The organism is Caulobacter sp. GW821-FHT10A10 (assembly GCF_059415745.1).
The window spans coordinates 608614-635511 of record NZ_JBWKNV010000002.1 but is presented as its reverse complement, the minus strand read 5'-3'; the positions used below and the strand labels follow the sequence as shown (position 1 = coordinate 635511).

Annotated in this window: 23 protein-coding genes and 1 pseudogene; 9 read left to right on the top strand and 15 right to left on the bottom strand. The window is 68.3% G+C overall.

The window, feature by feature from the left end:
• Nucleotides 1-117: 117 nt before the first annotated feature.
• Nucleotides 118-723 (top strand): TetR/AcrR family transcriptional regulator, encoded by a 606-nt coding sequence (locus AC07NS_RS07850; RefSeq protein WP_494602600.1) that lies wholly within the window; start codon nucleotides 118-120, stop codon nucleotides 721-723.
• A 172-nt stretch (nucleotides 724-895) separates the two neighbouring features.
• Here AC07NS_RS07850 and AC07NS_RS07845 read toward each other — a convergent pair whose 3' ends face one another.
• The gene (locus AC07NS_RS07845; RefSeq protein WP_494602599.1) at nucleotides 896-2587 is read right to left on the bottom strand and encodes an acyl-CoA dehydrogenase family protein; all 1692 of its coding nucleotides are present in this window, start codon (nucleotides 2585-2587) and stop codon (nucleotides 896-898) included.
• Nucleotides 2588-2694: 107 nt separating this feature from the next.
• Nucleotides 2695-5745: a P-loop NTPase gene (locus AC07NS_RS07840; RefSeq protein ID WP_494602598.1), complete on the bottom strand. Its 3051-nt coding sequence runs from the start codon at nucleotides 5743-5745 to the stop codon at nucleotides 2695-2697.
• A gap of 138 nt (nucleotides 5746-5883) precedes the next feature.
• On the opposite strand from AC07NS_RS07840, the gene AC07NS_RS07835 reads away from it, so the two are divergent.
• Nucleotides 5884-6459, top strand: coding sequence for an SH3 domain-containing protein (locus AC07NS_RS07835; protein ID WP_487289878.1), 576 nt, complete (start codon nucleotides 5884-5886; stop codon nucleotides 6457-6459).
• A 276-nt stretch (nucleotides 6460-6735) separates the two neighbouring features.
• Here the strand turns inward: AC07NS_RS07835 and AC07NS_RS07830 are convergent, their stop codons facing one another.
• From AC07NS_RS07830 to AC07NS_RS07815, 4 genes are all read right to left on the bottom strand, one after another.
• Nucleotides 6736-7263, bottom strand: a complete 528-nt coding sequence (locus AC07NS_RS07830; RefSeq protein ID WP_494602597.1) for a CPBP family glutamic-type intramembrane protease — start codon at nucleotides 7261-7263, stop codon at nucleotides 6736-6738.
• Entirely contained in the window at nucleotides 7251-8360 is a 1110-nt protein-coding gene (locus tag AC07NS_RS07825; protein WP_494602596.1) for a Rieske 2Fe-2S domain-containing protein, read from the bottom strand. The genes AC07NS_RS07830 and AC07NS_RS07825 overlap by 13 nt, the downstream gene beginning before the upstream one ends.
• A gap of 161 nt (nucleotides 8361-8521) precedes the next feature.
• Entirely contained in the window at nucleotides 8522-9988 is a 1467-nt protein-coding gene (locus AC07NS_RS07820; RefSeq protein WP_494602595.1) for a M20 family peptidase, read from the bottom strand.
• Between the two features lie 266 nt (nucleotides 9989-10254).
• Nucleotides 10255-10494 (bottom strand): DUF2188 domain-containing protein, encoded by a 240-nt coding sequence (locus tag AC07NS_RS07815; protein ID WP_494602594.1) that lies wholly within the window; start codon nucleotides 10492-10494, stop codon nucleotides 10255-10257.
• 78 nt (nucleotides 10495-10572) lie between these two features.
• Between AC07NS_RS07815 and AC07NS_RS07810 the strand changes: the two are divergent.
• Nucleotides 10573-10710, top strand: a pseudogene (locus AC07NS_RS07810) (hypothetical protein).
• Nucleotides 10711-10746: 36 nt separating this feature from the next.
• Here the strand turns inward: AC07NS_RS07810 and ccrA are convergent.
• Nucleotides 10747-12027 carry a crotonyl-CoA carboxylase/reductase gene (gene ccrA, locus AC07NS_RS07805; protein ID WP_494602593.1) on the bottom strand — a complete coding sequence of 427 codons (1281 nt, stop codon included), beginning with the start codon at nucleotides 12025-12027 and terminating at the stop codon, nucleotides 10747-10749.
• A 312-nt stretch (nucleotides 12028-12339) separates the two neighbouring features.
• On the opposite strand from ccrA, the gene AC07NS_RS07800 reads away from it, so the two are divergent.
• The gene (locus tag AC07NS_RS07800) at nucleotides 12340-13068 is read left to right on the top strand and encodes an enoyl-CoA hydratase/isomerase family protein (protein WP_494602840.1); all 729 of its coding nucleotides are present in this window, start codon (nucleotides 12340-12342) and stop codon (nucleotides 13066-13068) included.
• Between the two features lie 344 nt (nucleotides 13069-13412).
• Here AC07NS_RS07800 and AC07NS_RS07795 read toward each other — a convergent pair whose 3' ends face one another.
• The 8 genes from AC07NS_RS07795 to AC07NS_RS07760 form a co-directional block, all read right to left on the bottom strand.
• Entirely contained in the window at nucleotides 13413-14225 is an 813-nt protein-coding gene (locus AC07NS_RS07795) for a TauD/TfdA dioxygenase family protein (protein ID WP_494602592.1), read from the bottom strand.
• An 11-nt stretch (nucleotides 14226-14236) separates the two neighbouring features.
• Nucleotides 14237-14728, bottom strand: coding sequence for a flavin reductase family protein (locus AC07NS_RS07790; RefSeq protein ID WP_494602591.1), 492 nt, complete (start codon nucleotides 14726-14728; stop codon nucleotides 14237-14239).
• On the bottom strand, nucleotides 14728-16113 hold the full coding sequence (locus AC07NS_RS07785) for a zinc-binding metallopeptidase family protein (RefSeq protein ID WP_494602590.1): 1386 nt from the start codon (nucleotides 16111-16113) through the stop codon (nucleotides 14728-14730). Before AC07NS_RS07785 ends, AC07NS_RS07790 begins: the two co-directional genes overlap by 1 nt.
• Nucleotides 16113-16745, bottom strand: a complete 633-nt coding sequence (locus AC07NS_RS07780) for a cysteine hydrolase family protein (protein WP_494602589.1) — start codon at nucleotides 16743-16745, stop codon at nucleotides 16113-16115. The genes AC07NS_RS07785 and AC07NS_RS07780 overlap by 1 nt, the downstream gene beginning before the upstream one ends.
• A complete protein-coding gene (locus AC07NS_RS07775) occupies nucleotides 16742-17806 on the bottom strand; it encodes an LLM class flavin-dependent oxidoreductase (RefSeq protein ID WP_494602588.1) in 1065 nt (354 codons plus the stop codon). Before AC07NS_RS07775 ends, AC07NS_RS07780 begins: the two co-directional genes overlap by 4 nt.
• Nucleotides 17807-17821: 15 nt before the next feature.
• Nucleotides 17822-19117: an MFS transporter gene (locus tag AC07NS_RS07770; protein WP_494602587.1), complete on the bottom strand. Its 1296-nt coding sequence runs from the start codon at nucleotides 19115-19117 to the stop codon at nucleotides 17822-17824.
• A 68-nt stretch (nucleotides 19118-19185) separates the two neighbouring features.
• Nucleotides 19186-21588 carry a TonB-dependent siderophore receptor gene (locus tag AC07NS_RS07765; protein WP_494602586.1) on the bottom strand — a complete coding sequence of 801 codons (2403 nt, stop codon included), beginning with the start codon at nucleotides 21586-21588 and terminating at the stop codon, nucleotides 19186-19188.
• A gap of 220 nt (nucleotides 21589-21808) precedes the next feature.
• The gene (locus AC07NS_RS07760) at nucleotides 21809-22204 is read right to left on the bottom strand and encodes a hypothetical protein (protein WP_494602585.1); all 396 of its coding nucleotides are present in this window, start codon (nucleotides 22202-22204) and stop codon (nucleotides 21809-21811) included.
• Between the two features lie 128 nt (nucleotides 22205-22332).
• On the opposite strand from AC07NS_RS07760, the gene AC07NS_RS07755 reads away from it, so the two are divergent.
• The 5 genes from AC07NS_RS07755 (at nucleotide 22333) to AC07NS_RS07735 (ending at nucleotide 26863) form a co-directional block, all read left to right on the top strand.
• Nucleotides 22333-23130, top strand: a complete 798-nt coding sequence (locus AC07NS_RS07755; protein ID WP_494602584.1) for an MmyB family transcriptional regulator — start codon at nucleotides 22333-22335, stop codon at nucleotides 23128-23130.
• Between the two features lie 103 nt (nucleotides 23131-23233).
• The gene (locus AC07NS_RS07750; RefSeq protein ID WP_494602582.1) at nucleotides 23234-23719 is read left to right on the top strand and encodes a hypothetical protein; all 486 of its coding nucleotides are present in this window, start codon (nucleotides 23234-23236) and stop codon (nucleotides 23717-23719) included.
• An 11-nt stretch (nucleotides 23720-23730) separates the two neighbouring features.
• Nucleotides 23731-24306, top strand: coding sequence for a PspA/IM30 family protein (locus AC07NS_RS07745; protein WP_494602581.1), 576 nt, complete (start codon nucleotides 23731-23733; stop codon nucleotides 24304-24306).
• Between the two features lie 5 nt (nucleotides 24307-24311).
• The gene (locus AC07NS_RS07740) at nucleotides 24312-24926 is read left to right on the top strand and encodes a YqiJ family protein (protein WP_494602580.1); all 615 of its coding nucleotides are present in this window, start codon (nucleotides 24312-24314) and stop codon (nucleotides 24924-24926) included.
• Between the two features lie 74 nt (nucleotides 24927-25000).
• Entirely contained in the window at nucleotides 25001-26863 is a 1863-nt protein-coding gene (locus AC07NS_RS07735) for a flotillin family protein (protein WP_494602579.1), read from the top strand.
• Nucleotides 26864-26898: the final 35 nt, after the last annotated feature.

Below are 26898 nucleotides of genomic sequence, written 5' to 3'. Positions count from 1 at the left end.
GGCGGATCGTCCCCCGGTCGACCAGGCCAACGAAAAGAATGACGATGCGGACGTCCGTTGGGGTCGGGCGTTCGGGTCGATGTGCAATCAGCGCTGCGTGTCCGGAGGGGGAACTGCGTGGGCGTACGTGACGAACAGAAACAGGCGACGCGCGAGCGCGTGCTCGAGGCCGCGCGCGACCTGTTCAACGAGACCGGCTACGAAGAGACGACCATCCGCGCCATCGCCGAACGGGCGGGCGTGTCGGTGGGCAGCGTCTTCACGACCTTCGCCTCCAAGGCCGAGGTGCTCAGCCATGTGATGCAGCGGCGGCTCGGCGATCTTTATGCCGAGTTCGACCGGGTGCTGCCGTTCCTGCGCGGAACCACGGCCGATCGACTGTGCTCGATCTTCGCCATCCACTACGAGTTCGAGACGCGGCGCGTGCGGCTGTTCCTGGCCCACATCGCGGCCTCCTACAGCCCGACCAACGACCCGGGGGTCACCCCCTACGGCCGCAACGAACACCTGGCCGACATGCTGGAGATGGTGCTGCGCGACGGCGTCGGCCGCGGCGACGTGCGCCCCGACCTCGACTTCGCCCTGACCGTGGAAGTGCTGAAGGCCTGCTACGCCTCCAACTACCGCCTGGCGGCCGCCCAAGGCGCCGACGCCGCGACGATGTCGGCGGCCATGGACCGCCAGATCGGCCTGATCGCCAACGGCTGGACGCCTCGGGCGTAGGATCCCTCTCCCCTTGCGGGAGAGGGTGGCCCCGCGGAGCGGGGTCGGGTGAGGGGTCTCTCAGAAATCGAAGCTGGTGCGGTGTCCAGGCCGGGTGAGGCGTCTCAAGTCTGAGAGCCCCCTCATCCGTCGGCCTTCGGCCGCCACCTTCTCCCGCAAGGGGAGAAGGACCCTAGTTCCCGTCTTCCAGCAGCCGCCGCGCGATCACCTGCGCCTGGATCTCCCCCGCCCCCTCGAAGATGTTGAGGATGCGGGCGTCGGCCAGCAGGCGGCTGGCGGCGTATTCCATGGCGAAGCCGTTGCCGCCGTGGATCTGCAGGGCGTTGTCGGCGGCGGCCCAGGCGACGCGGGCGGCGATCAGCTTGGCCATGCCGGCCTCCAGGTCGCAGCGCTTGCCCTCGTCCTTCTGGCGGGCGGCGAAATAGGTCAGCTGGCGCACGCCCATGATCTCGGCCGCCATCATGGCCAGCTTGTTGTGCACCCGGGGGAAGGCGAAAATCGCGTCGCCGAACTGCTTGCGGTCCAGCGCGTAGGACAGCCCGACCTCCAGCGCCGCCTGGGCCACGCCCACCGCGCGAGCGGCCGTCTGGATGCGGGCGCTCTCGAAGGTGGCCATCAACTGCTTGAAGCCCTGGCCCGGCACGCCGCCCAGCAGGTTCTCGGCCGGCACGGCGAAACCGTCGAAGCCCAGCTCGTATTCCTTCATGCCGCGATAGCCGATGACGCCGATCTCGCCGCCGCTCATGCCCTGGGCCGGGAAGTCGTCGCCTTCGACGCCGCGCGGCTTGGGGGCCAGCAGCATGGACAGGCCGCGATAGTCGGTGGTGGCCGGATCGGTGCGCACAAGCAGGGTCATGACGTCGGCGCGGGCGGCGTGGGTGATCCAGGTCTTGTTCCCGGTCACCACGTACCGGTCGCCCTCCAGCACCGCGCGGGTGCGCAGGGACCCGAGGTCCGAGCCCGTATTCGGCTCGGTGAAGACGGCCGTCGGCAGGATCTCGGCGCTGGCGATCTTGGGCAGCCAGTATTGCTTCTGCTCCTCCGTGCCGCCGGTCAGGATCAGCTCGCCGGCGATCTCCGAGCGGGTGGCCAGCGAGCCGACGCCGATCCAGGCCCGCGACAGCTCTTCGGAGACCACGCACATGGCCGTCTTGCCCATGCCGCTGCCGCCGTATTCCTCCGGGATGGTCAGGCCGAACACGCCCAGCGCGCCCAGTTCCTCGACCAGCTCGATCGGGATCAGCTGGTCCTTCAGGTGCCAGTCGTGGGCGAAGGGCGTGACCTTCTCCTCGGCGAAGGCGTGGAACTGGTCGCGGATCATCTCGAAGGTCTCGTCGAGACCGGTATGCTCGAGCGTAGGACGCCCCCGAGCCTCGGCCAGGCGCTGGGCGACGCGGGTCTTCACCGCTTGGGTCCCGCCCTCGACCATCAGCTTCATGATGCCGTTCGAAAACAGGCGGTTCATGACGGCGCGGTCGGTGACCAGGTGGGCGGGGCGCACGATCTCGCCCTGATTCATCGGCACGCCACCGATCAGCTGGGCGGCGTATTCACTGAACAGAAGCTGGGCCAGCAGGGCCTCGATCTCGCCGAACCGCCCCTCGCCTTCCAGCCGCTCGGCCCAGCCGGCGACCTGGTTCATCAGCTCGGCATAGGCGGCGTACCAGCCAAAACCATGCACGGCGTGCTGCTGGGCGTCCGCCAGCTTGCGGTCGATCTTGCCGTTCTCGCCGCTGACGGCCGCCTTCACGGCTGGCTTGGCCTCGGCCACGAACAGCTGCGCCGAGGTCGCCGCTTCGCGCAGCAGACCGGTCAGGCCGGGAAGGATCAGGGACTTGGACTCCTGGGCGACCGCGTCGGTCATGGCTCTCGAACTCCCCTGCGCCGTACTTTTCTTTTCCGGCACTCTGATCTCTTTCGCACCTGCGAGCAATGCCGCGACGCAGCATGCGGTTGCGCGCGGCACACCGCCTAGTGGAGCGCCCTGAACAGCCCGTTGAACGTGAGATCTTCTGGCCCGCACAGCCTTTCGAGCAAAGGATCGGAAAGCTCTTCCCGCCAGGACGTCGCGGCCGCTTGCAACCACGATAAGGCCTGCGCGACGCTATTGGCCGGCTGGAGCTGCAATCGATGCCCTTCGCGCTGGTAGCGGCGCAGATTCTCGCTTTCCGCCCCGCTGAGCTGAGCAAGCTTCATCAGATAGATCGCCGCCATGAACACAGCACCGTATTCCTGAGGATAAGACGCGACCAACCGGTTCGTGACGACGCCCAGCCCCGACAGGCTGTTCGCGATACGCAGGCTGGTCAGGTCTTCGATCGTGGCGTCATCAGCCAGCGATACCGCCAGCAGCCAGCCGTCCCGGATGGCGCCGAGCCCGCTCCTGTCACGCTTTCCTTCGGCGATGCCCCATTCCGTGAGGAAACCCCGGTAAATCCGTCGATAATCCTGTCTTCGCTGAATATCGGGAAGAGCCCCCCGGCAGAGCTCCGCTGCTTCACCTGACATATCGAGCAGCCTCATGGTGTGGGCGAGGGTAACCGTGCAGCCCAGTGAGACATTCTTCTGTTCGGCCGCTTGCTCTGCGGCTTGTAGAGCGATGGTCTTGCGTGTCTCCTTATCGAAATCGGATGGCAGGCCTTCGACCAACACCGGCCCAGCGTGCAACATGCTATTATAAGTCTTTATGAGCGTCGTCTCTCCGGTATCGATCGTCTGGCGCACAAGATTGCGCCACAACTCGCCCAGATCGGAATAGAATGCCTTTTCGGCGACTGTGATAATAGCGACCGCCACGTGAGCGTGCCGGGTCGTAATCTGCCCACCATGCATGATGGCGGCCGCTTCTTCACCGAGACGCTTTACGACCCTATGCATGATCTGATGACGATTGACGCCCAAGAGATCCGCCAGCACGTCCCGCTGCACGCCTGCGATGCCGACCGCGTGCGGCGAGGCCACGTACAACAAGGCATCGAACAACGTGTGTGTCGTTCCTTCAATCTGAACAGACCGCAAGCGTTCCAGCATCAACTGCACGTGCCTGCGAAGGCCCGCCGCATCGTACCTAACGCTGAGAAGACCTCCATAGAAGGATAGCCGGTCAATCTCAGGCCGCCCCTCGACCGCGCGTAGCAACAGTTCCACGCGATGCCGATGGGACCCTGCCCTTTCCACAGGGCCGTCACCCAGCGCCTTGGCGCTGCTCCAGGCATGGATGACGGCATTGGCTTCCGAAGGGTCAATGCCTCGCAGCACCGCATCGGGTTCCTTGGTCAGCTGAGCCTCGAAGACCAGCTTGCCGCAGCCCTGCGAGATCCAGTCGATATCCCGAGCCGCCAACAGGAAGGTCACATTCGACTGTTCCCGTTCCGCAAGAGCCTGGGCGCAAACCAGTACATCCTTGCAAATGTTCTCGGCGTCATCGACGACCACTAGAATGTGTTTTGCCGCATCAAGGGACATCAGCGTCTCGGGCGAAAGGGCGCTGTCCGTCCGCTCCCGCCATAAGACCGTCCAGCCGCGCTGACACAGATCGGCCGCCGTTTGATAAAGAAGCGTCGACTTTCCTTCCCCGCTCGCGGCCACGATGGCCTGCATCACGCAGCGCCCTCCGTTTCGCGCCAGCACTCGCAGCCTTTTGGACAACTCGTCCGCCTTGCTACGTCTCGCTATGAGCGTTGACCTGCCATGTCGCCAATCAGGAGGGGAACCATCGAAAAACTGGCGGAGCGCCGTCTGGCTGAGTTCCTGTAGCTGTTCGAGATCCTCGGTGGTGATCACGCGCCAACCGGTGGCGCCAAGAGGCGGCGGAGCTCCGATCTCCTTGCGCCCAGATATTTTCGGCTTGGCCGGCAAGGAGCGTTCCGGCACGGGAACCACCGGCACCGGCACGGCGGCAGGCTCCGTAATCACCTGTTCGCGCGGCGCCTTTTCGACGTTGTCGGCCCGATCGTCCGCTAGTTCCATCCTGGCGGATAGCTCCCCGAAGATCGTATGTACGTCAACACCGCCGTAAGCAACGAAACGGCCGCGATCTATATAGGGCCTGAGCTTAGTGAATAGGTCCTGGTATTTTTCGTTGATGATCCGCTGATTTTCTTCCCGGAAGCACCACAGGATGTTCAGCTTTAAACTCTCGCTTCTCGACATCTCGGAAAGAGCGGTAGTCACGACGTCGTCCCAGCCGCTGTAGCCGACCACCAGGAGGTTTCTCTGTTGCAGCAGACGCGAAAGCGAAGCTTTCAGGATCGGCCTATCACGCATCAATTGGCCTTGCGTATGGAGCGTATCGCTAAGACGCCAATATCCATGCAAATGAACAATCTCGACTTCACCCCGCTCCATCTCGGCTAGGCGATAAAACTCACCATCGCCATCAAGTACGCGCTTCCTCGGCACCAGGCCTTTTTGCCTTAGCGCCAGTGAAATGAACGGATCGAAGTTCGTCGTGAGAATGGGGCCTGGAAACTGCTCCACGTGCCGACAAAGGCTCGCCAATTGAGTCACGCCTGCCGTCAGAAGCCAATCGTCAGGACATCCGTCGTCAATGAAATTATCGGGTGCGCCGGGGAGACGAGCACTGCGGACGGCGCGATTGAGAATTTTCTCGATACTTTCGGGACCGAATGAGCCATTGATGAAGCTCATCGTGTTTCGGTACTGGTCGCCTGGAGCCTCGCTGCGTCTCAGCCTTTCCTCGAAGCGTTCGAGGAACTCTTTCTTCTCGCGAAACGAGCGTCCCCGGTCTTCGATTTCGCGACGGGCCGCCTCGATCATTCCTTTGACGTTCGGAACGCCCTTGCCGTCCTGAAACGAGACTGCGGATCCTACGAGAAACGCCACGGGCAGGTCTCGTCGCGTAATGCCGTACAACTCGTCCTTCGGATGAATTTCGATCATGCTTGCCCCCTCGGCGAGCAAAGCAGCGATCGCCACAAACGCAAAGCACCTCCGCTCGAAATGTCCGTTTTTCACCGCCGCGTAGCTTGCCTCGGAACAAATGCCCCAAGCCCGTTCCACTGGTCGCCCCGAAAAAATTTCAACATGAACGAATTCTGTCGAACGACCTGACGGCTCGGTTCAGCTTCGCCCTGCCATGTTGCGTCTCACGGGGCCGACGCGCCCCGGCAAAATCATAAGGGACGAAGGACTCTCGCCATGCAAAAGACCACCACTCTGAAGACCATCGGTCTGACCATCGCCGCCGCCGCCACCGCCTTCACCATGGCCGCGGCCCCGGCCGCCAACGCCGTCGAACAGCGCCTGGGCGGCGTCGTCGGCTGCGAGGCCTCGGGCAAGAAGCAGGAAACCGGCGCCGTGATCGGCGGCCTGCTGGGCGCCGTCGCCGGCTCGAACCTGGCCAAGAACGACCGTGGCACGGGCACCGCCATCGGCGCCGTGGTCGGCGCGGGCGCCGGCTCCTACGTCGGCTGCAACATGCAGAAGAAGGACGCCCGCAACGACGTCGGCGGGGCCTACAAGACCAGCAACGGCATCCGCATCTCGCACAACATCGACGCCGCGCCGATGACCAAGATCAGCGGCAAGTACGTCGCCCGCTCGAACCTGAACCTGCGCGCCTCGGCCTCGACCCGCGGCCAGCGCGTCGGCTCGGTCGTCACCGGCGAGACCTTCCAGGCCCTGGGCCGCACCGGCGACGGCAAGTGGATCCTGGTCGGCCAGAACGGCGTCGGCGTCGGCTACGTCTCGAGCGCCTACGTCTACCGCGCCTAACGAACGCTAGGGGCGCGCCCCCAACCCCGTCCCCGCGCGCTCCGTGCGAGCCCGCCTGGCCCATCCCCCCTGGCCAGGCGGGCTTTTCGCGTTTGAGCTCCCTGCCCCGTCATCCCGGCCGAAGCGAAGCGTAGAGCCGGGACCCAGGGGCGGTCGCACAGCGTCGGCCAACGCCGGGGCGGTGAACCTAGGCGCCGCGCCCAGTCCCCCTGGGTCCCGGATAAGCCCTGCGGGCTTTCCGGGATGACGAACTTAGGGTGCAGTGGAAATACCCCCTCACCCCAGCGCGCTGACCCCGCCGAGCCAGGTCTGCCACACGATCACGAAGCCGCCATGCAGCAGCACCGCCGGCCACAGCGAGCCCGTCCGCAGCCGCATCAGGGCGCAGGAAAGCCCCAGGACCGCCGTGCACAGCAGGAAGTCCCAGCGCAGGAACGTCGTCGCGTGCGGCAGGAAGGTCAGGGTCTCGAACGGATGCCAGGCCACGTAAAGCGCGGTGGAGACGGCGACCCACAGCCAGGGCCGCCGGGTCTCCTCGCGGCCGGGCAGCAGCAGGCCCCGGAACGGAATCTCCTCACCCAGCGCCGGCACGATCCACACGATCAGCACACGGATCATCAAACCCGGCGCGGTCTCGGTCAGGCGATAGAGGCCGCTCGAAAAGCCGATCGCCGCCATCAGCGCGCCGCAGATCACGGCCGCCACCGCGCACCACCGCCAGCCGGCCGCGTCGGGCAGGGTCGTCAGGACGGCGACGAGGCGCCGCCGGAAAAGCGTCAGCCAGGCAGCCGTCAGCTGCGCCACTTCAGCGTGGTTTCCTTGACCGGGTTGACGAAGGGGCGACCCTCGGCGCGGCTGGCGGTCCATTCGCGCTTCAGCTGCTGGTACCACTTGGCCTGGGTGTCGGCGTCGTCGATCCAGATCAGGGCCGGGTCGTACTTCAGCCCCTCGTTCTGCAGGTTCACCATGCGGCCGTCCTGGCGCAGGAACTCGCGGGCGAAGGGGGCGATCAGGGCGCGGAACATCATCACCGGATGGTCCGACCAGATCAGCTGGCTGATCCGCGTGCTGGTCTCGGTCAGCGGCGTCAGGCAGGTCAGGGCCAGCACCTGACGCTTGCCGACCACGATGTGCTCCCAGCGATAGCCGGGGAGGCGGAAGGTGATCTCGATTTCGGGCGCGCCGCCGAGGATGTCGTACAGGCGGTTGGCCTTGCTGCGCCCGTGGCGGCGCATGACGAACCCTTCCGGAGAAGGCGCGAAGACCTTGGTCTTCTCCGACTGGCGTTTGGACGAGCGGGCCCACCAGGCCTCGTGCACGTAAGGCGCATGGGTGGGGTCCATCAGCCCGACCACCGCGTGGTCCATGTGGGTCTCGAAGATCATCGAGTCGACGATCTTGGCGTCGCCGCCGACCACGCCGGGGAAGGACGGCGGCGGCTCGGGCGGCTCGCCGTCGAAGCGCGGGTCGCCGCTGATCCAGACGAACACCATCCCCTGGCTCTCGGCCGCCGGATAGCGCCGCACGCGGATGCGCGAGACCTCCAGGCTCTGATCGCCGGTCAGCGACGGGATCGACGCGCAGACGCCGTCCGAGCCGAACCGCCAGCCGTGATAGGGGCATTCTACGCTGGAGCGGCCGTCGGCTTCCTGCGTCAGCTTGCCACCCGACAGGGGCGCGGCGCGGTGCGGGCAGACGTCGCGGATCGCGAACACCTTGCCGTCCTTGCCGCGGCTGACCAGCACCGGCTCGCCGAGGATCTCGTAGCGGACGAGCTTGCCGGTCTTCACCTCGCGCGACAGGGCCGCGTAGTACCAGGCGTCGAACAGGAAGCCCTTGCCGAACTTGGCGGGCGGGGCCTTGGCGGTCTTGGTCGCGGCGGGAGCGTCGTCTGCTGGCATGGGGCGGTTCTAGCGCCAGTCCGTTGGCGTTTTAAGTCCGCGCGACCCCTTACCCGTAAAATCCCCGCGAAAGCGGGGACCCAGGCTTTTTCTGCAACCCGCGGCGCTCGACGATAAAACACCTGGGTCCCCGCTTTCGCGGGGATTTTACGGAAGAGGTGTCAGCGCCCCGCCGTCTCCACCAGCCGCTGGTAGAACCGCACCATCTCTTCGAGGTTGGCCACGGTCATGTGCTCGTTGGTGCCGTGGATCATCTTGGTGCCGTCCATCGACAGGGTGATCGGCTGGAAGCGGTAGATGTCGTCGGCGATCGGCGACATGAAGCGGCTGTCGGTGGCGGCGATCACGAGCCCCGGGGCGACCGGCGCGCCGCTCTCGTTCCCGGCCAGCGAGGCCAGGGTCTTCCAGCCGCCCGACGCGGTCGACGAGACCGGCGAGGGATCGTTGGGCGCCCGCTCCCAGGCGAAGGTCACCGGCAGGTCGCCGACCGCCTTCCTGGCGCGTGCCATCACGGCCTGCGCGGTGTCGCCCGGCGCGATGCGGTAGTTGATCCAGGCCGTGGCGTCCTGCGGCAGGACGTTGTCCTTGGGCGAGCCCTTCAGCATGGTCGGGGCCGTGGTGGTGTGCAGCATGGCCGCCCCGGCCGGCGAGCGAGCCGTCTGCTTGATCAGCAGCGGCGAGAACAGCCAGGTGTTGGCCGCCGCCATCTTCACCACCGGCGAGGCGCTGGGGGCCAGGGCCTTCAGCATGTCGGCGCCGGGGCCTTCGAACTTCATCGGATGCGGATGGTCGGCGATGGCCAGCACGGCGCGGGCCAGGGTGGTCACCCCGGTCTGGGCCGGCGGGGTCGAGGAGTGGCCGCCCGGGGCCGGGGCGGTGATCCGCATCGTGCCATAGCCCTTCTCGGCCACGCCGATGATCGCCGCCGGGCCCTGGGTGACCGGGTTGTCGGCCACCACCACCATGCCCTCGTCGAGCACGAACCAGGCCTTGACCCCGCGCGCCTTCAGCGTCGCCGCCACGGCCCGGGCGCCGGCGCCGCCGACCTCCTCGTCATGGCCGCTGGCGATGATCACGGTGCGCTTGGGGGCGAAGCCGGCGGCGGCCAGGCCGTCGACCGCTTCGAACAGGCCGATCAAGGAACCCTTGTCGTCGACCGAGCCGCGCCCCCAGACCGCGCCGTCGGCCACCACGCCGGCGAACGGCGGATGCTTCCAGTCCTTCTCGGTGCCGGGGGTGACCGGCACCACGTCCTGGTGGGCCATCAGCACCAGCGGCGGCAGCGACGGGTCCGAGCCTCTCCAGGTGTAGATCAGGGCGTGGCCGCCGACGACCTCACGGGTCATGGCCTTGTGGGCGGCGGGATAGGTGGTCCGAAGCCAGGCGTGCAGAGCGTCCCACTGGGACAGGTCGTTCTCGGCGGCGTCCTGGTGGCTGACCGTCTGGAAGCGGACGGCCTCGCCCAGGTGGGCGGCGGCCTTGGCGGCGTCGAACGGACGGGCGGCGGCCAGGGGGACATCACCCGCCGGGGCGGGGGGCTTGAAGGTCGCCGTGCGCACCAAGACCACCCCAGCCAGCACCGCGACGACGCCGACCGTGCCCAGCGCGACCTTGCTCTTCCACCCCATGACGCCCCTCCGCGAATGTCAGGACGCGACTGTGCGACGGGGCGGCGTGGTTGCCAATCCCCATTTCGATACGCGATGGATCGAAATTTAGAACTGCCTATTCCCTACCCTTCCCGTCATTCCCGCCCTTGTGGCGGGAACCCCTCTGACAGCCGCAAGGGCGGATGGGGCGGACTGCCGAGCAGTCCGCTGGCGCTTCACTTGCGAGCGGAACCAGGGTTTCCCGCCACAAGGGCGGGAATGACGGGAGATTGGGAGAAAGCCCCCTACCCCTTCACGTGCGTTGTCGGACGGTCATGGCCGTCCGACAGCTCCTCGCGCCACTGGCCGCGCTCGTCCTCGTAGGTGATGCCGACCGTGTCGCCCGCCACCTTCTGCTCGCCGGCCGCGCGCTTGGCGGCGGCAAGGGCGGCGTCATGGCTGGGGAAGGTCTCGGAGAACACCGCGCCCAGCTTGTAGGCCCAGCCGCCGTCGTGCTCGACGATGGTGTAGGTGATGTCGGTCATGGGCGATGCTCCTTCAGAGGCGAAACTGGAAGCAGAGGGACGCGGTTCCGGCTGCCACGTCTTGGACGCAGGCGCTTCATTCTCGCGCCACACCAAATTCGTCATCCCGGCCGCAGCGCAGCGTAGAGCCGGGACCCAGGGGACTGGGCGCCGGCGGGTCGGCTGGCTCCCGGCGTCGGCGGCGACGCGGTGCGGCGGCCCCTGGGTCCCGGATAAATGCTGCGCGCTTTCCGGGATGACGGCGGTGGGGGATCACCCCTCCCCGGCCAGTTCCTGCACCTCCTCGAAGGTGCGCAGGCCCGGGCGCTGGGCGCAGACCAGCACGCCCATGTTGCCGGGCAGATGCTGGTTGGCCAGCATCTTCTCGTGGGCGGCGGGGATGTCGTCCCAGGGGAACACTTCCGACAGGCAGGGATCGACGCGGCGGTCGATGACCAGCTGGTTGGCGGCGCTGGCCTGCATCAGGTTGGCGAAGTGGCTGCCCTGCACGCGCTTCTGGCGCATCCACAGGAAGCGGGCGTCCATGGTCAGGTTGAAGCCGCTGGTGCCGGCGCAGATGGCGACCATGCCGCCGCGCTTCACCACGAACACCGACACCGGGAAGGTCGACTCCCCCGGGTGCTCGAACACCAGGTCGACGTCCTTGTTTCCCGTGATCTGCCAGATGGCTTTGCCGAACTTGCGGCTCTCCTTCATGTAGTCGGAGAATTCGGGGCCGTTGACCTTTGGCAGCTGGCCCCAGCAGTTGAATTCCTTACGGTTCAGCACCGCCTTGGCGCCCATCGACAGTACGAACTCACGCTTGTCGTCGTCGCTGACCACGCCGATGGCGTTGGCGCCGGCCACCGCCGCCAGCTGCACGGCGAAGACGCCGAGGCCGCCCGAGGCGCCCCAGACCAGCACGTTCTGGCCGGGCTTCAGCTCGTGCGGCTTGTGGCCGAACAGCATGCGGTAGGCGGTCGCCAGGGTCAGGGTGTAGCAGGCCGCCTCTTCCCAGGTCAGGTGGCGGGGCCTGGGCATCAGCTGGCGCGACTGCACGCGGCAGAACTGGGCGAAGCTGCCGTCCGGCGTCTCATAGCCCCAGATGCGCTGGCTGGACGAGTACATCGGGTCGCCGCCGTTGCACTCCTCGTCGTCGCCGTCGTCCTGGTTACAGTGGATGACGACCTCGTCGCCCAGCTTCCAGCGCTTCACCTTGGCGCCCACCGCCCAGACGATGCCGGAGGCGTCGGAGCCGGCGACGTGGAAGGGATGCTTGTGGCCGTCGAGCGGGCTGATCGGTTCGCCCAGGGCGGCCCAGATGCCGTTGTAGTTGACGCCGGCGGCCATCACGAGGACCAGCACCTCGTCCTCGCCGATCTCCCAGGTCGGCACCACCTCGACCTGCATGGCCGAGCCCGGCGGGCCGTGGCGCTCCTTGCGGATCGTCCAGGCGTACATCGACTTGGGCACGTGGAAGGGCGGCGGGATCTCGCCGATCTCGTAGAGGTCTTTGACAGGCGACGCAGTGGTCGCGAGGGTCGCGGTATCCATCTCACTCCCCGGCTCTTGGCCCCGGCTCTTCGGCGCTGCAACATGAACGCCGAAAGGACTGATTGCGCTCCGCGGTACGGTTCGGCGCATACGAAAAACGCGCCGCCGGGCCGTCGTTCTTATCGTGTTCTCCGGCCACGCTCGGCAGGCCGGTACGCCTGAGGCTGTGACAAGCCTTCGGATCTGGCAAGCGGAATCCTTGTGCGTCGCAGCATGGTTGCACATGAAACCACCTGCCGAGCCTGAGGTTGCGTGCTTCCCATTCGCGCCGCGCCGGGCGAGGTTGCGGGCATGACGCCGACCATCCCCCCGATGCTGCACGTCTCGCGCCCCACGGGCTCGATCATCCTCCTGGAGCTGGACGCCCCGCCGGCCAACGCCCTGAGCCTGCCCCTGCGGGCCCAGCTGGTCCGAGCCCTGGACGAGATCGCCACCGACGACGACGTGCGCGCCGTGGTGCTGACCGGCCGGGGGGCGGTGTTCTGCGCCGGCGATGATCTGCGCGAGGCGGCCGTGCGCGGCGACGAGGCCCTGGCGGCGGTCGAGGACTTCAACCGGCTGATGGACTGGGTCGAGGCCCTGCGCGTGCCGACCATCGCCGCCATCGACGGCTGGTGCTTCGGCGGCGGGCTGGAGCTGGCTTTGGCCTGCGACATCCGCCTGGCCAGCGACCGGGCGGTGTTCGCCGCCTCGGGCGTCAATATCGGCCTGGTGGCCTCAGCGACGCGACTGCCCAAACTGATCGGCGCCGCCCGCGCCAAGGCCCACCTGCTGACGGGCGCGAAGTTCGATCCGGCCCGCGCCCTGTTCGACGGGATCGTCACCGCCGTCCACACGCCGGCCACCCTGCTGCGCGAGGCCATGAAGCTGGCCGAAGCCATCTCCGCCTGCGCCCCGCTGGCCGTGGAGGCAACCAAGCGGATCGTCGATGGAAAATCCTACGTGGAAGAGGAACTGCCGGCCTTGATCGCCAGCGCCGACCACAAGGAAGCGATCGCGGCCTTCATGGCCAAGAGAACGGCCGACTTCCGGCGGAAGTAGTCGATCCCTCTCTCTTTGAGAGAGGGAGGGGCCCGCCGCGCAGCGGTGGGAGGGTGAGAGGTGACAAACTCTCCGGACGAAGCGCGAGCCTTGCCCACCACCGCCTCCCTAGGCCTTGTGCCTAGGGTCCAGTGTTCAGTCGCTCAGATCTTGGCAACCGCGCGACCACGCCGGCGGCGCCCCTCCGAGGATGCACAGCCTGGCCCGGCCATGGGTCCTCGCCACAAGGGCGAGGAAGGCGGTGAATTGATGAGCCGCCCAGCCTCTCCGGCTAACGGCGTACCCTCTCACCCTCCCACGCCTTGCGGCGCGGGCCCCTCCCTCTCTCCATGAGAGAGGGATTTTTAGACCGGCCGATCGCCCGCGATCGTGACGCGGAAGCCCGAGCGAACGTCGGGGAAATAGTCCCAGATCGCCTGGTGCCAGGTGCAGCGGTTGTCCCAGAAGGCCACCGAATTGGGCCGCCAGCGGAAGCGCACCTGAAAATCCGGGTTGCCGGCGTGGTGATAGAGATAGCCGAGGATCGCCGCGCTCTCGGCCTTGGGCAGGCCGGCGATGTGGGTCGTGTAGGACGGATTGACGAACAGGCTCTTGCGGCCGCTCACGGGGTGGGTGCGCACCACCGGGTGGGCCGTGCAGTTGTACTGCCGGTCAAGGTCGGGGAAGAGCGCCTTGTAGATCGGGTTGGCGTCGTGGACGGCGGTGAGGCCCTCCAGATAGGTCTTCATCCGGTCCGACAGGGTGTCATAGGCCGCGTACATGCTGGCGAAGACGGTGTCGCCGCCGTCGTCGGGCACGACCGGCATGTGCAGGATGCTGCCCAGGGGCGGTTCGGGATCGCAGGTCAGGTCGGAGTGCCAGCTCTCGCCGGCCACGAATTTCGAGTTTTCATCGGCGTGGATGGCCACCACCTCGGGATGGTCGGCCAGGCCCGGCACGCCCGAATGAATGGCCAGCGGCCCGAACTTGCGGCCCAGGGCCTTGTGGGCGTCGTGGGTCATCTGCTGGTCGCGGAAGAACAGCACCTGGTACTGGGTCAGGGCCTGGTGCAGCTCCTCGAACTGCCGGTTCGACAGCGGCTGGCCCAGGTCGACGCCGAACACCTCGGCGCCGATCCGGCGGGTCATCGGCTTCACTTCCAGCACGTCGTAGGCCATCTGGACTTCTCTCAAGCTTTCAGGAACTGGCCGCGCACGTAGACGAGCGGCGGCTTGGACTCGTCGATGCGGACGGAAACCACCCGGCCGACGAGGATCTCGTGGTCGCCGCCGTCGTGGGCGGCGTGAAGTTCGCACTCGACCGCCGCCACGCCGCCGGCCAGCACCGGGGCGACGGTCGCGCCGGCCTCCAGGGCGGCCAGAGCGAAGCGGTCGTCGCAGCCCGACCTGGCGAAGGCGTAGGCCAGCTCGCCCTGGTCGGCGGCCAGGATGTTGACGCAGAACACGCCGGCCTCGCGCACGGCGGCCAGGGTGCGGCTCTGCCGCTTGAGGCACGCCAGCACCAGCGGCGGATCCATCGACAGCGACGAGAAGGCGCTGACGGTCGTGCCCGACAGCTGTCCGTCCAGCGCCGTGGTCACCACCGTCACACCGGCCGCGAACCCGCCCATGGCCTTGCGGAACAGGGCGGGATCGGCGTCCCTGGCCAGGGCCGCGCCCATCACTCGCCCCCGAACGGGTTGTCGCCATAGACCGGCGGGGCGCGGTTGGCCGCCTCGCCCGTCTCGGCCCGGCCGCAGACGGCCAAGGCCGTCAGGGCGTAGACCAGGGCGCTGTCCACCAGGTCCTTCGGCGTCGGCCGCCAGCGGGCGAAGCCCGTGGTGATGGCCGGGATGCGGTGCATGTTGAAGACGTTGTGGTCGCGCCACATGCTCGAATAGACCGGGGCGGCCTTGGCGACCGGATGGCCCAGCGACAGCTGGGTGGCCACGTCCACGGCGCCGACCAGCGGGGCCACCTCGGCGGCGTCGGCCTCGAAGCCGTGGCGCACGACCACCGGCTCGATCTCGATCCCCGACAGCCCCGTCTTGCGCGCCATGGCCTCCAGCGAATGCTGGATGTCGGCCACGCGCTGGCGGGGGTTGAGGCCCACTTCCAGATAGAGGTTCACCCGCTCGGTCCCCGCCCCGAAGGCGTAGGGGATGCCGCCGCGGATCGAGGCCAGCTGCGACTTCGGCTGGGCCGTGCCGCCGGGGCTCTCGTACAGGCTGGCCTTCTCCCACTCGCCGCTCCAGGCGTGGATCGCCTCGGTCAGTTTGCCGATCTTGTAGAGCGGGTTGGGGTGCTCTGCGGCCGTGGCCGGATGGGTCAGCAGCGGGGTGAACACCCCCTCGCCCCAGACCGTGATCCGAAACACCGCATAGCCGCAGCCGACCCAGGTCAGGCCGAAGTCGCAGCCCTCGGCGGCGATGGCGTAGTCGGGGGCGACGCCGCCGTGGTGGAACAGGTAGTGGGCGCCGATGTCCTTGCCCATATAGGCGACGCCGCGATGCTCCTCGATCGGCTCGGGGCCGATCTCGCCGGGGCAGGCGGTCAGGTACATCTTGCCGGCCAGCTCGTAGCCGGCCGCCTTCAGCGCCTTGGCGGCGATCAGGAAGCAGGCCATCGGCCCGCGGTCGTTGGCGATCGGATAGCCGTAGAGCTTGCCGTCCTCCAGCCAGCACTTCTCCCACTCGGGATTGGCCAGGGTCGAAGGGCTGTACTTGTAGGCGTCGAGATCCGGGTTCCAGGTCGGCGCCTCGGTGTCGAGGTGGGCGGTGAACAGCAGGTTTTTGCCGACACCCTTGCCGCCGTGCGTGCCGATGACGTTGGGACGCTCCGGCGTCGCCCCCACCTTGCGCGGCGAGAAGCCCTCGCGCGCCATCCAGTCGTAGACGTAGTTGGCGACCTCCAGCTCCTTGCCCGAGGGGGCGGGGATATTGCCCAGGGTCAGGGCCAGTTCGACGATCTCGCTTTCGCTGATCGCCGCAGCGATGGCGGCGCGGTCGGCTTCCGTGACCGTGTAGGGGGCGGCGACGCCCGGGATGTTGGCGAACCCGTCGGCCATCACGCGGCCTCCTTCCAGGCTTTGGCGATCTCGACGCTGTCGGTGAGGATCGCGGTGTTCAGCGCCATGGTCTTCAGAGCCACCTCGTGCAGGTCGGGCTCGTAGGTCGCGCAGGCGTCGGCGGCGACGAAGACGTGGTAGTCGAGGTCGAAGGCGTCGGCGGCGGTGGCCGCCACGCAGCACTCGGTGGTCAGGCCGCAGACGACCAGGGTGTCGACGCCCATGGCCTTGAGCCGGGCGTCCAGGTCCGTGCCGACGAAGCCGCTGTAGCGGGTCTTGGCCACCACCAGCTCACCTTCGGCGGGCTGGGGTCCGTAGAAGGCGCTGCCCGGCTGGCCGGCGCGGCACAGGGCCGCCTCGCTGTCGGGATCGCCGCCGCGACGGCGCATGCGCTCGTTCCACGACGGGCTGTCGGTGTTCGGCGAGGTGAACAGGCCGACGAACACCACCGGCACGCCGGCTTCCCGCGCGACCGCGACCAGAGCCGCCGCCGCATCCACGGCCGGCGCCGCCATGCCCATGTCCACGCCGTACTGGCCCAGCAGGCCGTCCGGCGAGGCGAAGTCGACCTGGATGTCGATCACCGCCAGCGCTGTGCGACCCGGCGCGATCCAGGCCGGAAAGCCGCTCACGAGAACACCGAGCGCAGGCCCGGCAGGATCTCCGCCCCGAACATCGCCAGGCCTTCCACATAGTCCGGGAAGATCAGCATCAGCCCGTCCAGCTCGCAGTCGGTGACGAAGGCCTGGATCTGCTCGGCGCAGGTGGCGGGCGAGCCGACCACGGTATGGGTCATGAACGCGCCCTGCTGGGCCGCGACGCTCGACAGCTTCTCGGCCGGCACGCCCCAGCTTTCCAGCATGGCCAGGATCGCGCCCATGTCGGCCCCGTCCTTGTAGCGCTGGACCAGGGCCTCGGCCCCGGCGTCGCTCTCGGCGTGGACGACGGTGCACATGGCGTAGGTCTTGATGGTCTTGCCCATGCCCTGGGCGGCGAGCTTGGCTCGGCGGCTGGCGTCGCGGCGCTCGTCGGGCGTGCGGCCGCCGATGAAGCAGACGTCGGCCTCGCGCACCGAGAACTGGAAGCCCCGGTCGCTCATCCCCGCGCAGACCAGCTCCGGACGCGGCCGGCTGAGCGGCTTCGGCTTGGACTGGCAGTCCTTCATCGTGAAGAACCGGCCGTCGAAATCGACGCTGTCCTCGCTCCACAGCCGCTTGACGATCTGGGTCCATTCCTCGGTCAGGACATAGCGGTCGTCGTGGGTCAGGGCGTCGTCCCAGGCGCCCATCTGGGCGAACTCGCCGCGATAGGCGCCGGCCACGATGTTGAGGCCGGCGCGGCCGCCGCTGATGTGGTCGAGGGTGGCGATCATCTTGGCGGCCACGGCCGGGTTCTGCAGCAGCGGGTGGATGGTGGCCCAGATGCGGACGTTCTTGGTGGCCTCGGCGATGCCGGCCATCATCGTCACCGACTCCAGGGCCGTGCCCCAGTGGTCGGTCTCACCGCCGAAGCCGCGGAACTTGCCCATCGACATGACGAAGTCCATGCCGACCTGGTCGGCGGCGACGGCCGCGGCCTTGTTGCTCTGGTAGAGGCCGTCGAGGGTGGGCGTGGTCTTGGAGATGATCCAGCCGCCGTTGGCCACCGGCAGGAAGACCCCGAAGTCCTTGTGCTTGGAAGGGCTGTGGAACATGGCGGACATCCTTGATTACGCGGCGTCTTGCAAAAGGGTGGGAAGCGGCTCGCCGATCGGCTCGGCCTCGGCGGCCTTGCGCGGCGGGCGCATGAACAGGGCGGCGACGAAGATCACGCCGATCACCGCGGCGAAGACCTGGAAGGCCGGGGCGAAGCCGCCCAGCTGGTCGCGCATGAAGCCGCCGATCGCCGGCCCCAGGGCCGAGGCCGCGCCGGCCAGGCAGACCAGCGAGAAGAGCTCGAGATTGTTCTTCCGGCCGTAGTAGTTGAGCAGCAGGATGCTGACGGCCAGCACGGTCATGCCAAAGCCGATGCCCACCCCGACGGCGAACAGCATCATCAGCGGCCAGGTGGTGGCGTGGGTCAGGGCCAGCAGGCCGACGGCCATCACCCCTTGCGCGCCCGCCAGCAGCCAGCGCGGATCGATCCGGTCGCCGACCAGACCGCCGCCCAGGCGCGCGGCCACCTGCATCAGGGATTCCAGGCTGATCGCCGAGATGGCGATGGTCATCGGCACGCCCAGCTCGCCGAAGTGGCTGGGGGCCAGGCTGACGGCGGTGACTCCGCCCAGCAGGTGGGCGAAATAGGCCGCCAGAATCACCCAGAACTGCGGGGTGCGGACGGCCTCTTTCACAGTCCAGTCGACGGCGGTGCGGTAGACGCGGGTGTTGGCCGGCGCGTTCTCGACATCCTCGGCGACGGCCTTGTCGGTCTCGGCGGCGGCCGCGTCCAGCCAGGCCTTGCCACCGACCAGGGCGGTGCACAGCACGCCGACGACCAGCGAGGCGGCCGCCTGCATCCACCAGTAGGGCCGCCAGGCACCGCCGGCGATCTCCATCCCCGACAGGGCCATCCACGGCCCGACCACCCCGCCCAGCGAGCCGACGGTGAAATAGATCCCGAACGGCAGGGCGCGCTTCTTGAACAGCATGCCCAGCACGTGGGTGCCGGGGATCAGGGCCATCATCTGGTAGCCGACGCCCAGCAGCGCCGTGCCGACGAGATAGACGGTGAGCCCCGGCGTCGCGGCCAGGCAGGTGAAGCCCGCCACCATCACCGCCGAGCCGGCCAGGATGGTCGGCCGCACGCCGAGCTTGCGGATCAAGAGGGCCGGCAGCCACGACGAGCCGCCGCAGAACGCCCCCAGCAGGGTGAAGCCGGTGAAGGCCGGGCCGAAGCCCCAGCCCTGCTCCTTGATCATCGCCGGCAGCACCACCCCCAGCGACGAGAAGGTCGAGGCGGTGATCAGAAACAGCAGCAGGGCGAAGACCGACAGGATCAGCCAGGCGCGCCAGGGGGAGGTCGACATGGCGAAGCTCCTTTTCGGGGGAAAAAAGGAAACGACGCGCCCGTTGCAGCGGGCGCGCCGCAAGGGGACTAGAACTTTCGGGACAGGGTCACCCGCCACTCGCGGCCCTTGGAGGGCAGCGCGCCGAGGTTGGCGTAGGTGTCGGCGTCGGGGGTGAAGTAGAGCTTGTCGAACAGGTTATCGACATTGAGCGTGGCCGTGTACGGACCGTACTCGTAGTAGGCGCTGGCGTTGGCCACGGCGTAGGCCGGATAGACCACCGCGCCCGGCAGCACGCCCGAGGTCTTGGTCACGTGCGTCACGCCCAGCGTGCCGCCGACCTTGCCCCAGCCGTGGGCGTCCGACGTGTAGGAGCCGTAGAGGCTGACCACCGACTTCGGGATCAGGGTGTAGTCGTAGTCGCCGGTCCCGACGACGCTGCTGTAGCTCCACACCACGTAGGAGCCGCCGAAGCCGTTGGCGCCCGAGACGCCCGCGGCCCAGGCCGGGATGTACTGGAACGAGGTGTCCGGACCCTTGACCGAAGTGTGCTGGCTGTTGCCCGAGAAGGTGAAGCTGAAGTGCTCGCTGGCGAGATAGCGCACCTCCAGTTCCACGCCCTTGGCGCGGGTGCCGGTCACCGTGCCGGCGATGCCGGTCAACTGGGTGCGGTTCTGGCGGTAGCCGGCCAGCGAGCCGACCAGGGCGCCGTTCAGCCACTGGAACTTGACGCCGGTCTCGGCGAGATCCCCGTCCGACAGCCAGGTGCCGGTGTTGACCAGGCCCGGGGCGATGTCGCCCGCCTGGCTCATCTCCAGCGACGAGGTCTCGGCATAGGTGATGTAGGGCATCAGGCCCAGCGGCAGCTTGTAGGTGGCGCTGGCGGTGTAGGTCCACTTGCCCTTCGACGCCTTCTGCACGCCCGCCACGGTGTAGGACAGGTAGCCGGTGTCGTTGGAGGTGACGTCGTAGTCGTCGTAGCGGCCGCCCAGCATCAGGTTCAGCTTGCCGCCGATCATGATGTCGCTGGTGAAGAAGACGCCGACGTCGCTCCACTGGCTGGAGTTGTCGTTCTCCCACTCCACGCCGTCGCCGGCGTTGAACGGGCTGCCCAGGATGTCGGTGGCGGTGGCCCCGTAGGAGAGATCGCGGCGGTCCAGCGCGATCATGCCGCTGTTGTAGCTTTCGCGGCGGCGGCCGTCGAAGTCGCGGTAGGAGGCGCCGACGAACGACTTGGTCTCGACCGCGCCGTCCAGGAAGTCGTGGTCGATGTTGTAGGTCAGGCGGGCTTCCCAGACCTTGCTGTCGAACCAGGCCGGATAGCCGTAGGACGAGAAGCGCTTGTTCTCGAGGTCGTCGTAGAACAGCTGCAGCTTGATCGAGCTGTCGGCGCTGAGATCCTTGGCCAGATCCCAATAGAAGGTGTTGGTGCGGGTCTTCGAGAAGTCGGCGGCCGAGACGTAGACCGTGCGCGGCGACAGCTTGGTCGTGCCCACCCCGACGTCCAGCGTGTGCAGGGCGTCGCTGGTCGGGTAGCCGTAATAGGCCAGGTACATCGACGCGGCGTAGGGGTAGTAGCCGATCTCGTTCGGCGTCAGGCGGCCGTTGCCGTCGCTGTCGGTCAGGCTGGTGTCGCGGCCGGTGATGTAGGTCCCGTTGTCGATCAGGTCCTGGGTCAGGCGGTTCCAGCCGGCCGTCTGCACGTCGCCGTCGGAGTGGTAGAGCATCGCGCCCATGGCGGTGCTCCAGCCGTTCCCGAGGTCGAAGTCGGCCGAGATCTCGCCCGTCTGACGCTTGGGATAGATGCCGTGGTAGTAGCTGTGGCTGTCCTCGGCCTCGCCGTAGAGATAGACGCCGCCGACCACGTCGCCGAACGACACCGGCAGGCCGACCTGGGCCGTGGCGTTCTTCTTGTTGTAGCTGCCGTAGGTGGCCGTCACCTCGCCCGTGGGCTCGGAAAGATAGCCGCCCTCGTTCTTGCCCGACTTCGGAATGAAGTTCAGCAGGCCGCCCACCTTGCCGGGACCGTAGATCGGGGTCGGCGGACCGCGCACGACCTGGATCTGCTCGGCCGCGCCGATCGGGGTGGAATAGGTGCCGCGGTTCTCGACCCGCTTGAAGCCGCGGAAGTAGTTCTCGGCCAGGGTGCCGCGAATGTTCAGCGAGCCGGGCACGCCGTAGAAGCTGGCGGTGTAGGTGCCGGGCGAGACGGCGGTCAGGCCGTCGATGGTCTCGATGCCGTAGCGCTGCAGGGTCAGGTCGGAGACGAAGCTGGCCGAGCGCGGCGTCTCGATCAGCGGCTTGTCGAGGCCGAACACGGTGTTGTTCGGCTGCTTCTCGATCAGGCCGGCCTTGTCGCGGGCCTTGACGACGATCTCGTCGACGGCGTCCGGCGCGGCGGCGGGATCCGGCGCGGCCGCGTGAGCGGCGCCGGCCAGGGCGAGCAGTACGGCGGCGGAGCAGCCCGCCAACAGCATCCGTTGGTTCGACATGACGTCCTCGTTCGAGGCCGTCGCACCTTCCGCCCTCGGCGGTTATCCCCAGGGGCGACACCTCGTGGAGAAACCATCGCCTCGCCCGGTTCCCGGCGTCCGGAGCCGCATCTGTAATTTCACTCAAAATGTTCGGGTCGCCCAGGATTTGCCCCGCCGTGCGCGGCTTCCGCCCACGGCGGGACCAGAAAACTTGATCCAGGGCGAACGAGACCCCGACTCAAGCGCCGTGCGCCAGCCGTGCGCCCCGGTTCAACCCGGCGTGCTCCAGCGCCGTCAGCACCGCCACGGCGCCCACCTGGGCCAGCACGAAGGCCAGGCCCAGCGGCGCGGGTCGGAACAGGACCAGCACGGCGAGGCTGGCGACGATCCAGGCGGCGTTGCCAGCGATCGCCAGCCAGACCAGGCCCGCGTTCAAGAGACGCGTGCCGCTCATCCAGCCGAACAGGGCCGCGACCGGAAACAGCGACGCCCCCGCCCAGAACAGCAGCGCCTGCGGCAAGCCCAGCAGCGGCGACAGCGGCGCGGCGGCCGCCGCCATCAGGGCGCCGGCGGCGAGACAGGTGACCGCATCGACGGCGAGCACGCGGCGGACGAAGGAAAGATCGGCGGTCATGGGCTTGGCCCTCCTTTGATGACACCGAAAGGGTCGCCGCCGCCGTGCGGTCCGTCGATTACGCGGGAGGTAATGGGCAAGGTGCGCGGGGGCGGTCTAGGGTTGGCGCCGTCCGAAAGGAGCCCCCCATGCCCGAGACCTTCGGCGACCACCTGCGCGCCTGGCGCCAGCGGCGGCGGATGAGCCAGATGGATCTGGCGCTGGAGGCCGAGATCTCGACCCGGCACCTGTCGTTCCTGGAGACCGGCCGCGCCCAGCCGAGCCGCGAGATGGTGCTGAACCTGTCGCAGCGGCTGGAGACGCCCCTTCGCGAACGTAACCGCCTGCTGGTCGCCGCCGGCTTCGCCCCGGTCTATCCCGAACGCGACCTGACCGACGCCGGCCTCGAAGCCGCCCGCAAGGCCGTCGAACTGATCCTGGCCGCCCACATGCCCTATCCTGCCCTGGCCGCCGACCGGGCCTGGAACCTGGTCGCCGCCAACCCGGCCGCCCTGATGCTGCTGGACGGCGTGCCGCCCGCCCTGCTCGGGCCGCCACCCAACATCATGCGCGTGGCCTTGCACCCCGACGGCCTGATGCGCCGCGTCGCCAACCCGGCAGAGTGGCGGCGGCATCTGGTCGAGCGCCTGCGCCGGCAGGTGGCCCACGGCGTCGATCCCCTGCTGGCCGACCTGCTGGACGAGGTCGGCGCCTATCCCGCCCCGCCGACCGACGACCGCCGCCCCACCGATCTCGGCGGTCTGGCCGTCCCCTTGCGGCTGAGCTTGGGCGACACCACCCTCTCCTTCATCAGCACGACCACGGTGTTCGGCGACGCGGTGGACGTCACCCTGTCGGAACTGACGCTGGAGACCTTCTTCCCGGCCGATCCGGCGACCGCCGCGGCCCTTGCAAGCGTCGGGGCGAACCTCGCGGCGAGCATCTGACGAAAATGTAATCTGCGGCTGAACGGCCCAGCTGTTTACAAACGTCTTACAACGCACCACGTTTCTATCCATGGTCGCACTGAACACACCCCTGAGCGTCAGGTTGTCCGAGGAGGACGCCCTGTTCCTCGCCGGTCTCGAACTGGAGGGGGCCGTGACGGCCAGCGACAAGGTGCGCGGCCTGATCCGCCAGGCCCGCCAGCGCGCCCAGACGCCGGCGACCTGGGAGGCCGCCCTGGCCGCGGCCCACGACATCGCCGCCCCGGCCCTGAAGGCCCTGCGCGCCGCCGAGCTGGCCAGCGATCGCCATTCCACCGTCGCCGTCGCCCTGACCACCGCCGTCGAGGAGATGCTGGCCGTGCTGCTGGCCGCCCCGGCCGAGTTGGCCGGCGGCGATCCCGAGCGGCTGGCCCGGCACGAGGCGCGGCTGGTCGACGCCGCCGCGCGTCTGACCGAACAGATGCTGCGCTGGGGCGTCACGCCCAGCGCCCCCGCCTACGATCCCACGATCGTCTCCCGCCGCGTCGCCGCCCTGGGCGAGCTGACGCGCCTGATCACCGCCGCGGCCGACCGCCCGGCGAGCGTTTGACGAGGTTCCCCATGGCAGATTCCCTTCGCGCCCGGGTGGGCCGCATCGTCAGCGGCGGAGCCCACGCCCTGATCGACGCCCTGGAAGAGGTGATGCCCGACGCGCTCGGCCAACAAGCTTTGCGCGAGGTCGACCAGGCCGTCGACGAGGTGCGCGCCGAGTTGGGCCGCGCCATCGCCGCCCGCCATCTCGCCGCCAAGCGCCTGACCGAGCAGTCCAGCCGCCACGACGACCTGTCGGCCCAGATCGAACTGGCCCTCTCGCAGGATCGCGAGGACCTGGTCCGCGCCGCGCTGGAGCACCAGTTGGACATCGAGGCCCAGGTCCCGGTGCTGGAGACCGCCGTCGCCGACGCCGCCCAGCGCCAGGCCGAACTGGAAGGCTATCTGGCCGCCCTGCAGGCCACCCGCCGCGAAATGGCCGAGGACCTGACCGACCTGTCGGCCGCCCGCGCCAAGGCGCCCAAGCCGCCGACCGGCGCCGAGCTGTCCCAGGGCGCCAAGCTGTCGGAGCTGGAACGCCTGACCCGCCGCCACCGGGTGGAGGAGCGCCTGGCCGCCCTGCGCGCCGCCAGGCAGGAGGGCTGACCGCGATGTGGAGCTTCCTCGCCGCCGACGGCAACACCCTGTTCCTGGCCGCCCTCCTGCTGATGCTACTGATCGGCGCGGTCGAGGCCGCCGGCCTCGGCGCGGGCCTGGGCCATGACGGCCTCGATGGGCACGACCTGGATCACCCCTCGCTGCTGGGCTGGCTGAACGTCGGCCGGCTGCCGCTGTTGATGATCATCGTGGTCTTCCTGTTCGCCTTCGGGACCGTGGGCATGGTGCTGCAGCAGCTGATCGCCGGGGTGTTCAAGCACCCCGCCCCGATCTGGATCGCCGGCCCTCTGGCCGCCGCGGTCGCCCTGCCCTTCACCCGGGTGCTGGGACGGCTTCTGGCCCGCATCCTGCCCGGCGACGAGACCACCGCCGTCTCGCGCGACACCCTGGTCGGCCGCGTGGCGACCATCGTCACCGGCCAGGCCAAGGTCGGCTCGCCGGCCCAGGCCCGGGTGCGCGACGCCCACGGCCAAGCCCACTACGTGATGGTCGAGCCCGACGAGGACGGCGAGACCTTCGACCAGGGAACCAGCGTCATCATCGTGCGCAACGCCGGAGCCCGGTTCCTGGCCATCCGCAACGAAAGCGACGCCCTGCGCGAGCGCTGATCCCTTCCTCCCTTCCTTCCTCCCTTCCTCCCTTCCTCCCTTCTTCGCTTATCCAAACTTCGGGGGTTACCCACATGCCTGCCTTGATCGAAATCGGCGTCATCGCCGGCGGCAGCCTGCTCGGCCTGCTGATCCTGGGCCTGATCCTGGCCCGTCTCTACAAGCGCGCCTCCAAGGAGACGTCCTTCGTCCGCACCGGCTTCGGCGGCGAGAAGGTGGTGATGAACGGCGGGGCGCTGATCCTGCCGGTGTTCCACGAGACCATCCCCGTCAACATGAACACCCTGCGCCTGGCCGTGGCCCGCAGCGCTGAGCAGGCCCTGATCACCAAGGACCGCATGCGCGTCGACGTGCTGGCCGAGTTCTACGTGCGGGTGCAGCCCAGCGCCGAGGCCATCGCCAGCGCCGCCCAGACCCTGGGCCAGCGCACCATGCATCCCGAGCAGCTGAAGGATCTGGTCGAGGGCAAGTTCGTCGACGCCCTGCGCTCGGTGGCCGCCGAGCTGACCATGACCGAGCTGCACGAGCAGCGCACCCACTTCGTCCAGAAGGTCCAGCAGGTCTCGTCGGAAGACCTGCTGAAGAACGGCCTGGAGCTGGAGACCGTGTCGCTGACCGGCCTCGACCAGACCGCCATGGAATATTTCAACCCCTCGAACGCCTTCGACGCCGAGGGCCTGACCCGGCTGACCGAGGAGATCGAGCTGCGCAAGAAGCTGCGCAACGACATCGAGCAGGACACCCAGGTGCAGATCCGCACCAAGAACCTGGAGGCCCAGCGCCGCACGCTGGAGATCAGCCGCGACGAGGAATACGCCAAGCTCGAGCAGGAGCGCGAACTGGCCATCCGCCGCGCCGCCCAGGCCGCCGAGGTCTCGCAGAAGGAAGCCGAGAAGGCCCGCGAGGCCGAGGGCGCCAAGATCTCGGCCCAGCAGCAGATCGAGACCGCCAAGATCGAGGCCGACCGGGCCGTGGCCCAGCAGCGCATCGCCATGGAGCAGGAACTGGGCGAGCGCGAGATCGCCAAGGAACGCGCCGTCGAGACCCAGACCATCGAGAAGGCCAAGGCCATCGAGTTGTCCGAACAGGACCGCGCCATCGCCGTCGCCGAGAAGTCGCGCGCCCAGTCCGAGGCCCAGGCCGACGCCGACAAGGCCCTGGCCCACGCCGTCGCCGCCGAGGAGCAGGTCAAGACCGTCCGCGAACGCGAGGCCGCCGACCGCCAGAAGATCATCGAGCTGATCGAGGCGACCAAGGAAGCCGAGCGCGAGGCCATCGCCGTCCGCGTGGCCGCCGAGGCCGAGAAGACCGCCGCCGCCGACCGGGCCGAGGCCCTGCGCGAGGAAGCCAAGGGCGCGGCCGACAAGACCCGCATCGGCGCCGAGGCCGAGGCCCAGGCCGTGCGCCTGGCCGCCGAGGCCGCCCGCGTGCGCTACGCCGTCGACGCCTCGGGTCAGGAGGCCCTCAACAAGGCCGCCAACCTGCTGTCGGCCGACCAGGTGGCCATGGCCATCCGCATCAAGCTGATCGAGAATCTCGACCGCATCATCGCCGAGTCCGTCAAGCCGCTGGAGGCCATCGACTCGATCCGCATCGTCCAGGTCGACGGCCTGAACGGCGCGACCGGCGGGGCGGCCAACGACTCCGGCGCTGGTGGTTCGAACGGCGGCGGCAACCTCGCCGACCAGGTGGTCAGCGGCGCCCTGCGCTATCGCGCTCAGGCCCCGTTGCTCGACCAATTGATGGCCGAGGTCGGCCTGAACGGCGGCGCCCTGTCGGGCCTGACCGCCCCGCTCTCCGAGACTCCGACGCTGACGGCCGTGGTCGAGGACGCTCCGGCGCCCCGTCGCGGCAAGAAGGCCAAGCCCGCCGCCATCGCCGCGCCGGTGGAGGTCGAAGAGGTCGAGGCCGAGGAAGAAGGGGACGAGGAGGCGTAAGAGCGCCCCTCAGTCCGACACATCAGAAGCCATCG

Coding starts and splice junctions, on each gene's coding strand:
- AC07NS_RS07845 (WP_494602599.1), bottom strand. CDS start 2,587: ATGACCGACGCGGTCGCCCAGGAGTCCAAGTCCCTGATCCTTCCCGGC.
- AC07NS_RS07835 (WP_487289878.1), top strand. CDS start 5,884: ATGCAAAAGACCACCACTCTGAAGACCATCGGTCTGACCATCGCCGCC.
- AC07NS_RS07825 (WP_494602596.1), bottom strand. CDS start 8,360: ATGCCAGCAGACGACGCTCCCGCCGCGACCAAGACCGCCAAGGCCCCG.
- AC07NS_RS07820 (WP_494602595.1), bottom strand. CDS start 9,988: ATGGGGTGGAAGAGCAAGGTCGCGCTGGGCACGGTCGGCGTCGTCGCG.
- AC07NS_RS07815 (WP_494602594.1), bottom strand. CDS start 10,494: ATGACCGACATCACCTACACCATCGTCGAGCACGACGGCGGCTGGGCC.
- ccrA (WP_494602593.1), bottom strand. CDS start 12,027: ATGGATACCGCGACCCTCGCGACCACTGCGTCGCCTGTCAAAGACCTC.
- AC07NS_RS07800 (WP_494602840.1), top strand. CDS start 12,340: ATGCTGCACGTCTCGCGCCCCACGGGCTCGATCATCCTCCTGGAGCTG.
- AC07NS_RS07795 (WP_494602592.1), bottom strand. CDS start 14,225: ATGGCCTACGACGTGCTGGAAGTGAAGCCGATGACCCGCCGGATCGGC.
- AC07NS_RS07790 (WP_494602591.1), bottom strand. CDS start 14,728: ATGGGCGCGGCCCTGGCCAGGGACGCCGATCCCGCCCTGTTCCGCAAG.
- AC07NS_RS07785 (WP_494602590.1), bottom strand. CDS start 16,113: ATGGCCGACGGGTTCGCCAACATCCCGGGCGTCGCCGCCCCCTACACG.
- AC07NS_RS07775 (WP_494602588.1), bottom strand. CDS start 17,806: ATGTTCCACAGCCCTTCCAAGCACAAGGACTTCGGGGTCTTCCTGCCG.
- AC07NS_RS07770 (WP_494602587.1), bottom strand. CDS start 19,117: ATGTCGACCTCCCCCTGGCGCGCCTGGCTGATCCTGTCGGTCTTCGCC.
- AC07NS_RS07765 (WP_494602586.1), bottom strand. CDS start 21,588: ATGTCGAACCAACGGATGCTGTTGGCGGGCTGCTCCGCCGCCGTACTG.
- AC07NS_RS07760 (WP_494602585.1), bottom strand. CDS start 22,204: ATGACCGCCGATCTTTCCTTCGTCCGCCGCGTGCTCGCCGTCGATGCG.
- AC07NS_RS07755 (WP_494602584.1), top strand. CDS start 22,333: ATGCCCGAGACCTTCGGCGACCACCTGCGCGCCTGGCGCCAGCGGCGG.
- AC07NS_RS07745 (WP_494602581.1), top strand. CDS start 23,731: ATGGCAGATTCCCTTCGCGCCCGGGTGGGCCGCATCGTCAGCGGCGGA.
- AC07NS_RS07740 (WP_494602580.1), top strand. CDS start 24,312: ATGTGGAGCTTCCTCGCCGCCGACGGCAACACCCTGTTCCTGGCCGCC.
- AC07NS_RS07735 (WP_494602579.1), top strand. CDS start 25,001: ATGCCTGCCTTGATCGAAATCGGCGTCATCGCCGGCGGCAGCCTGCTC.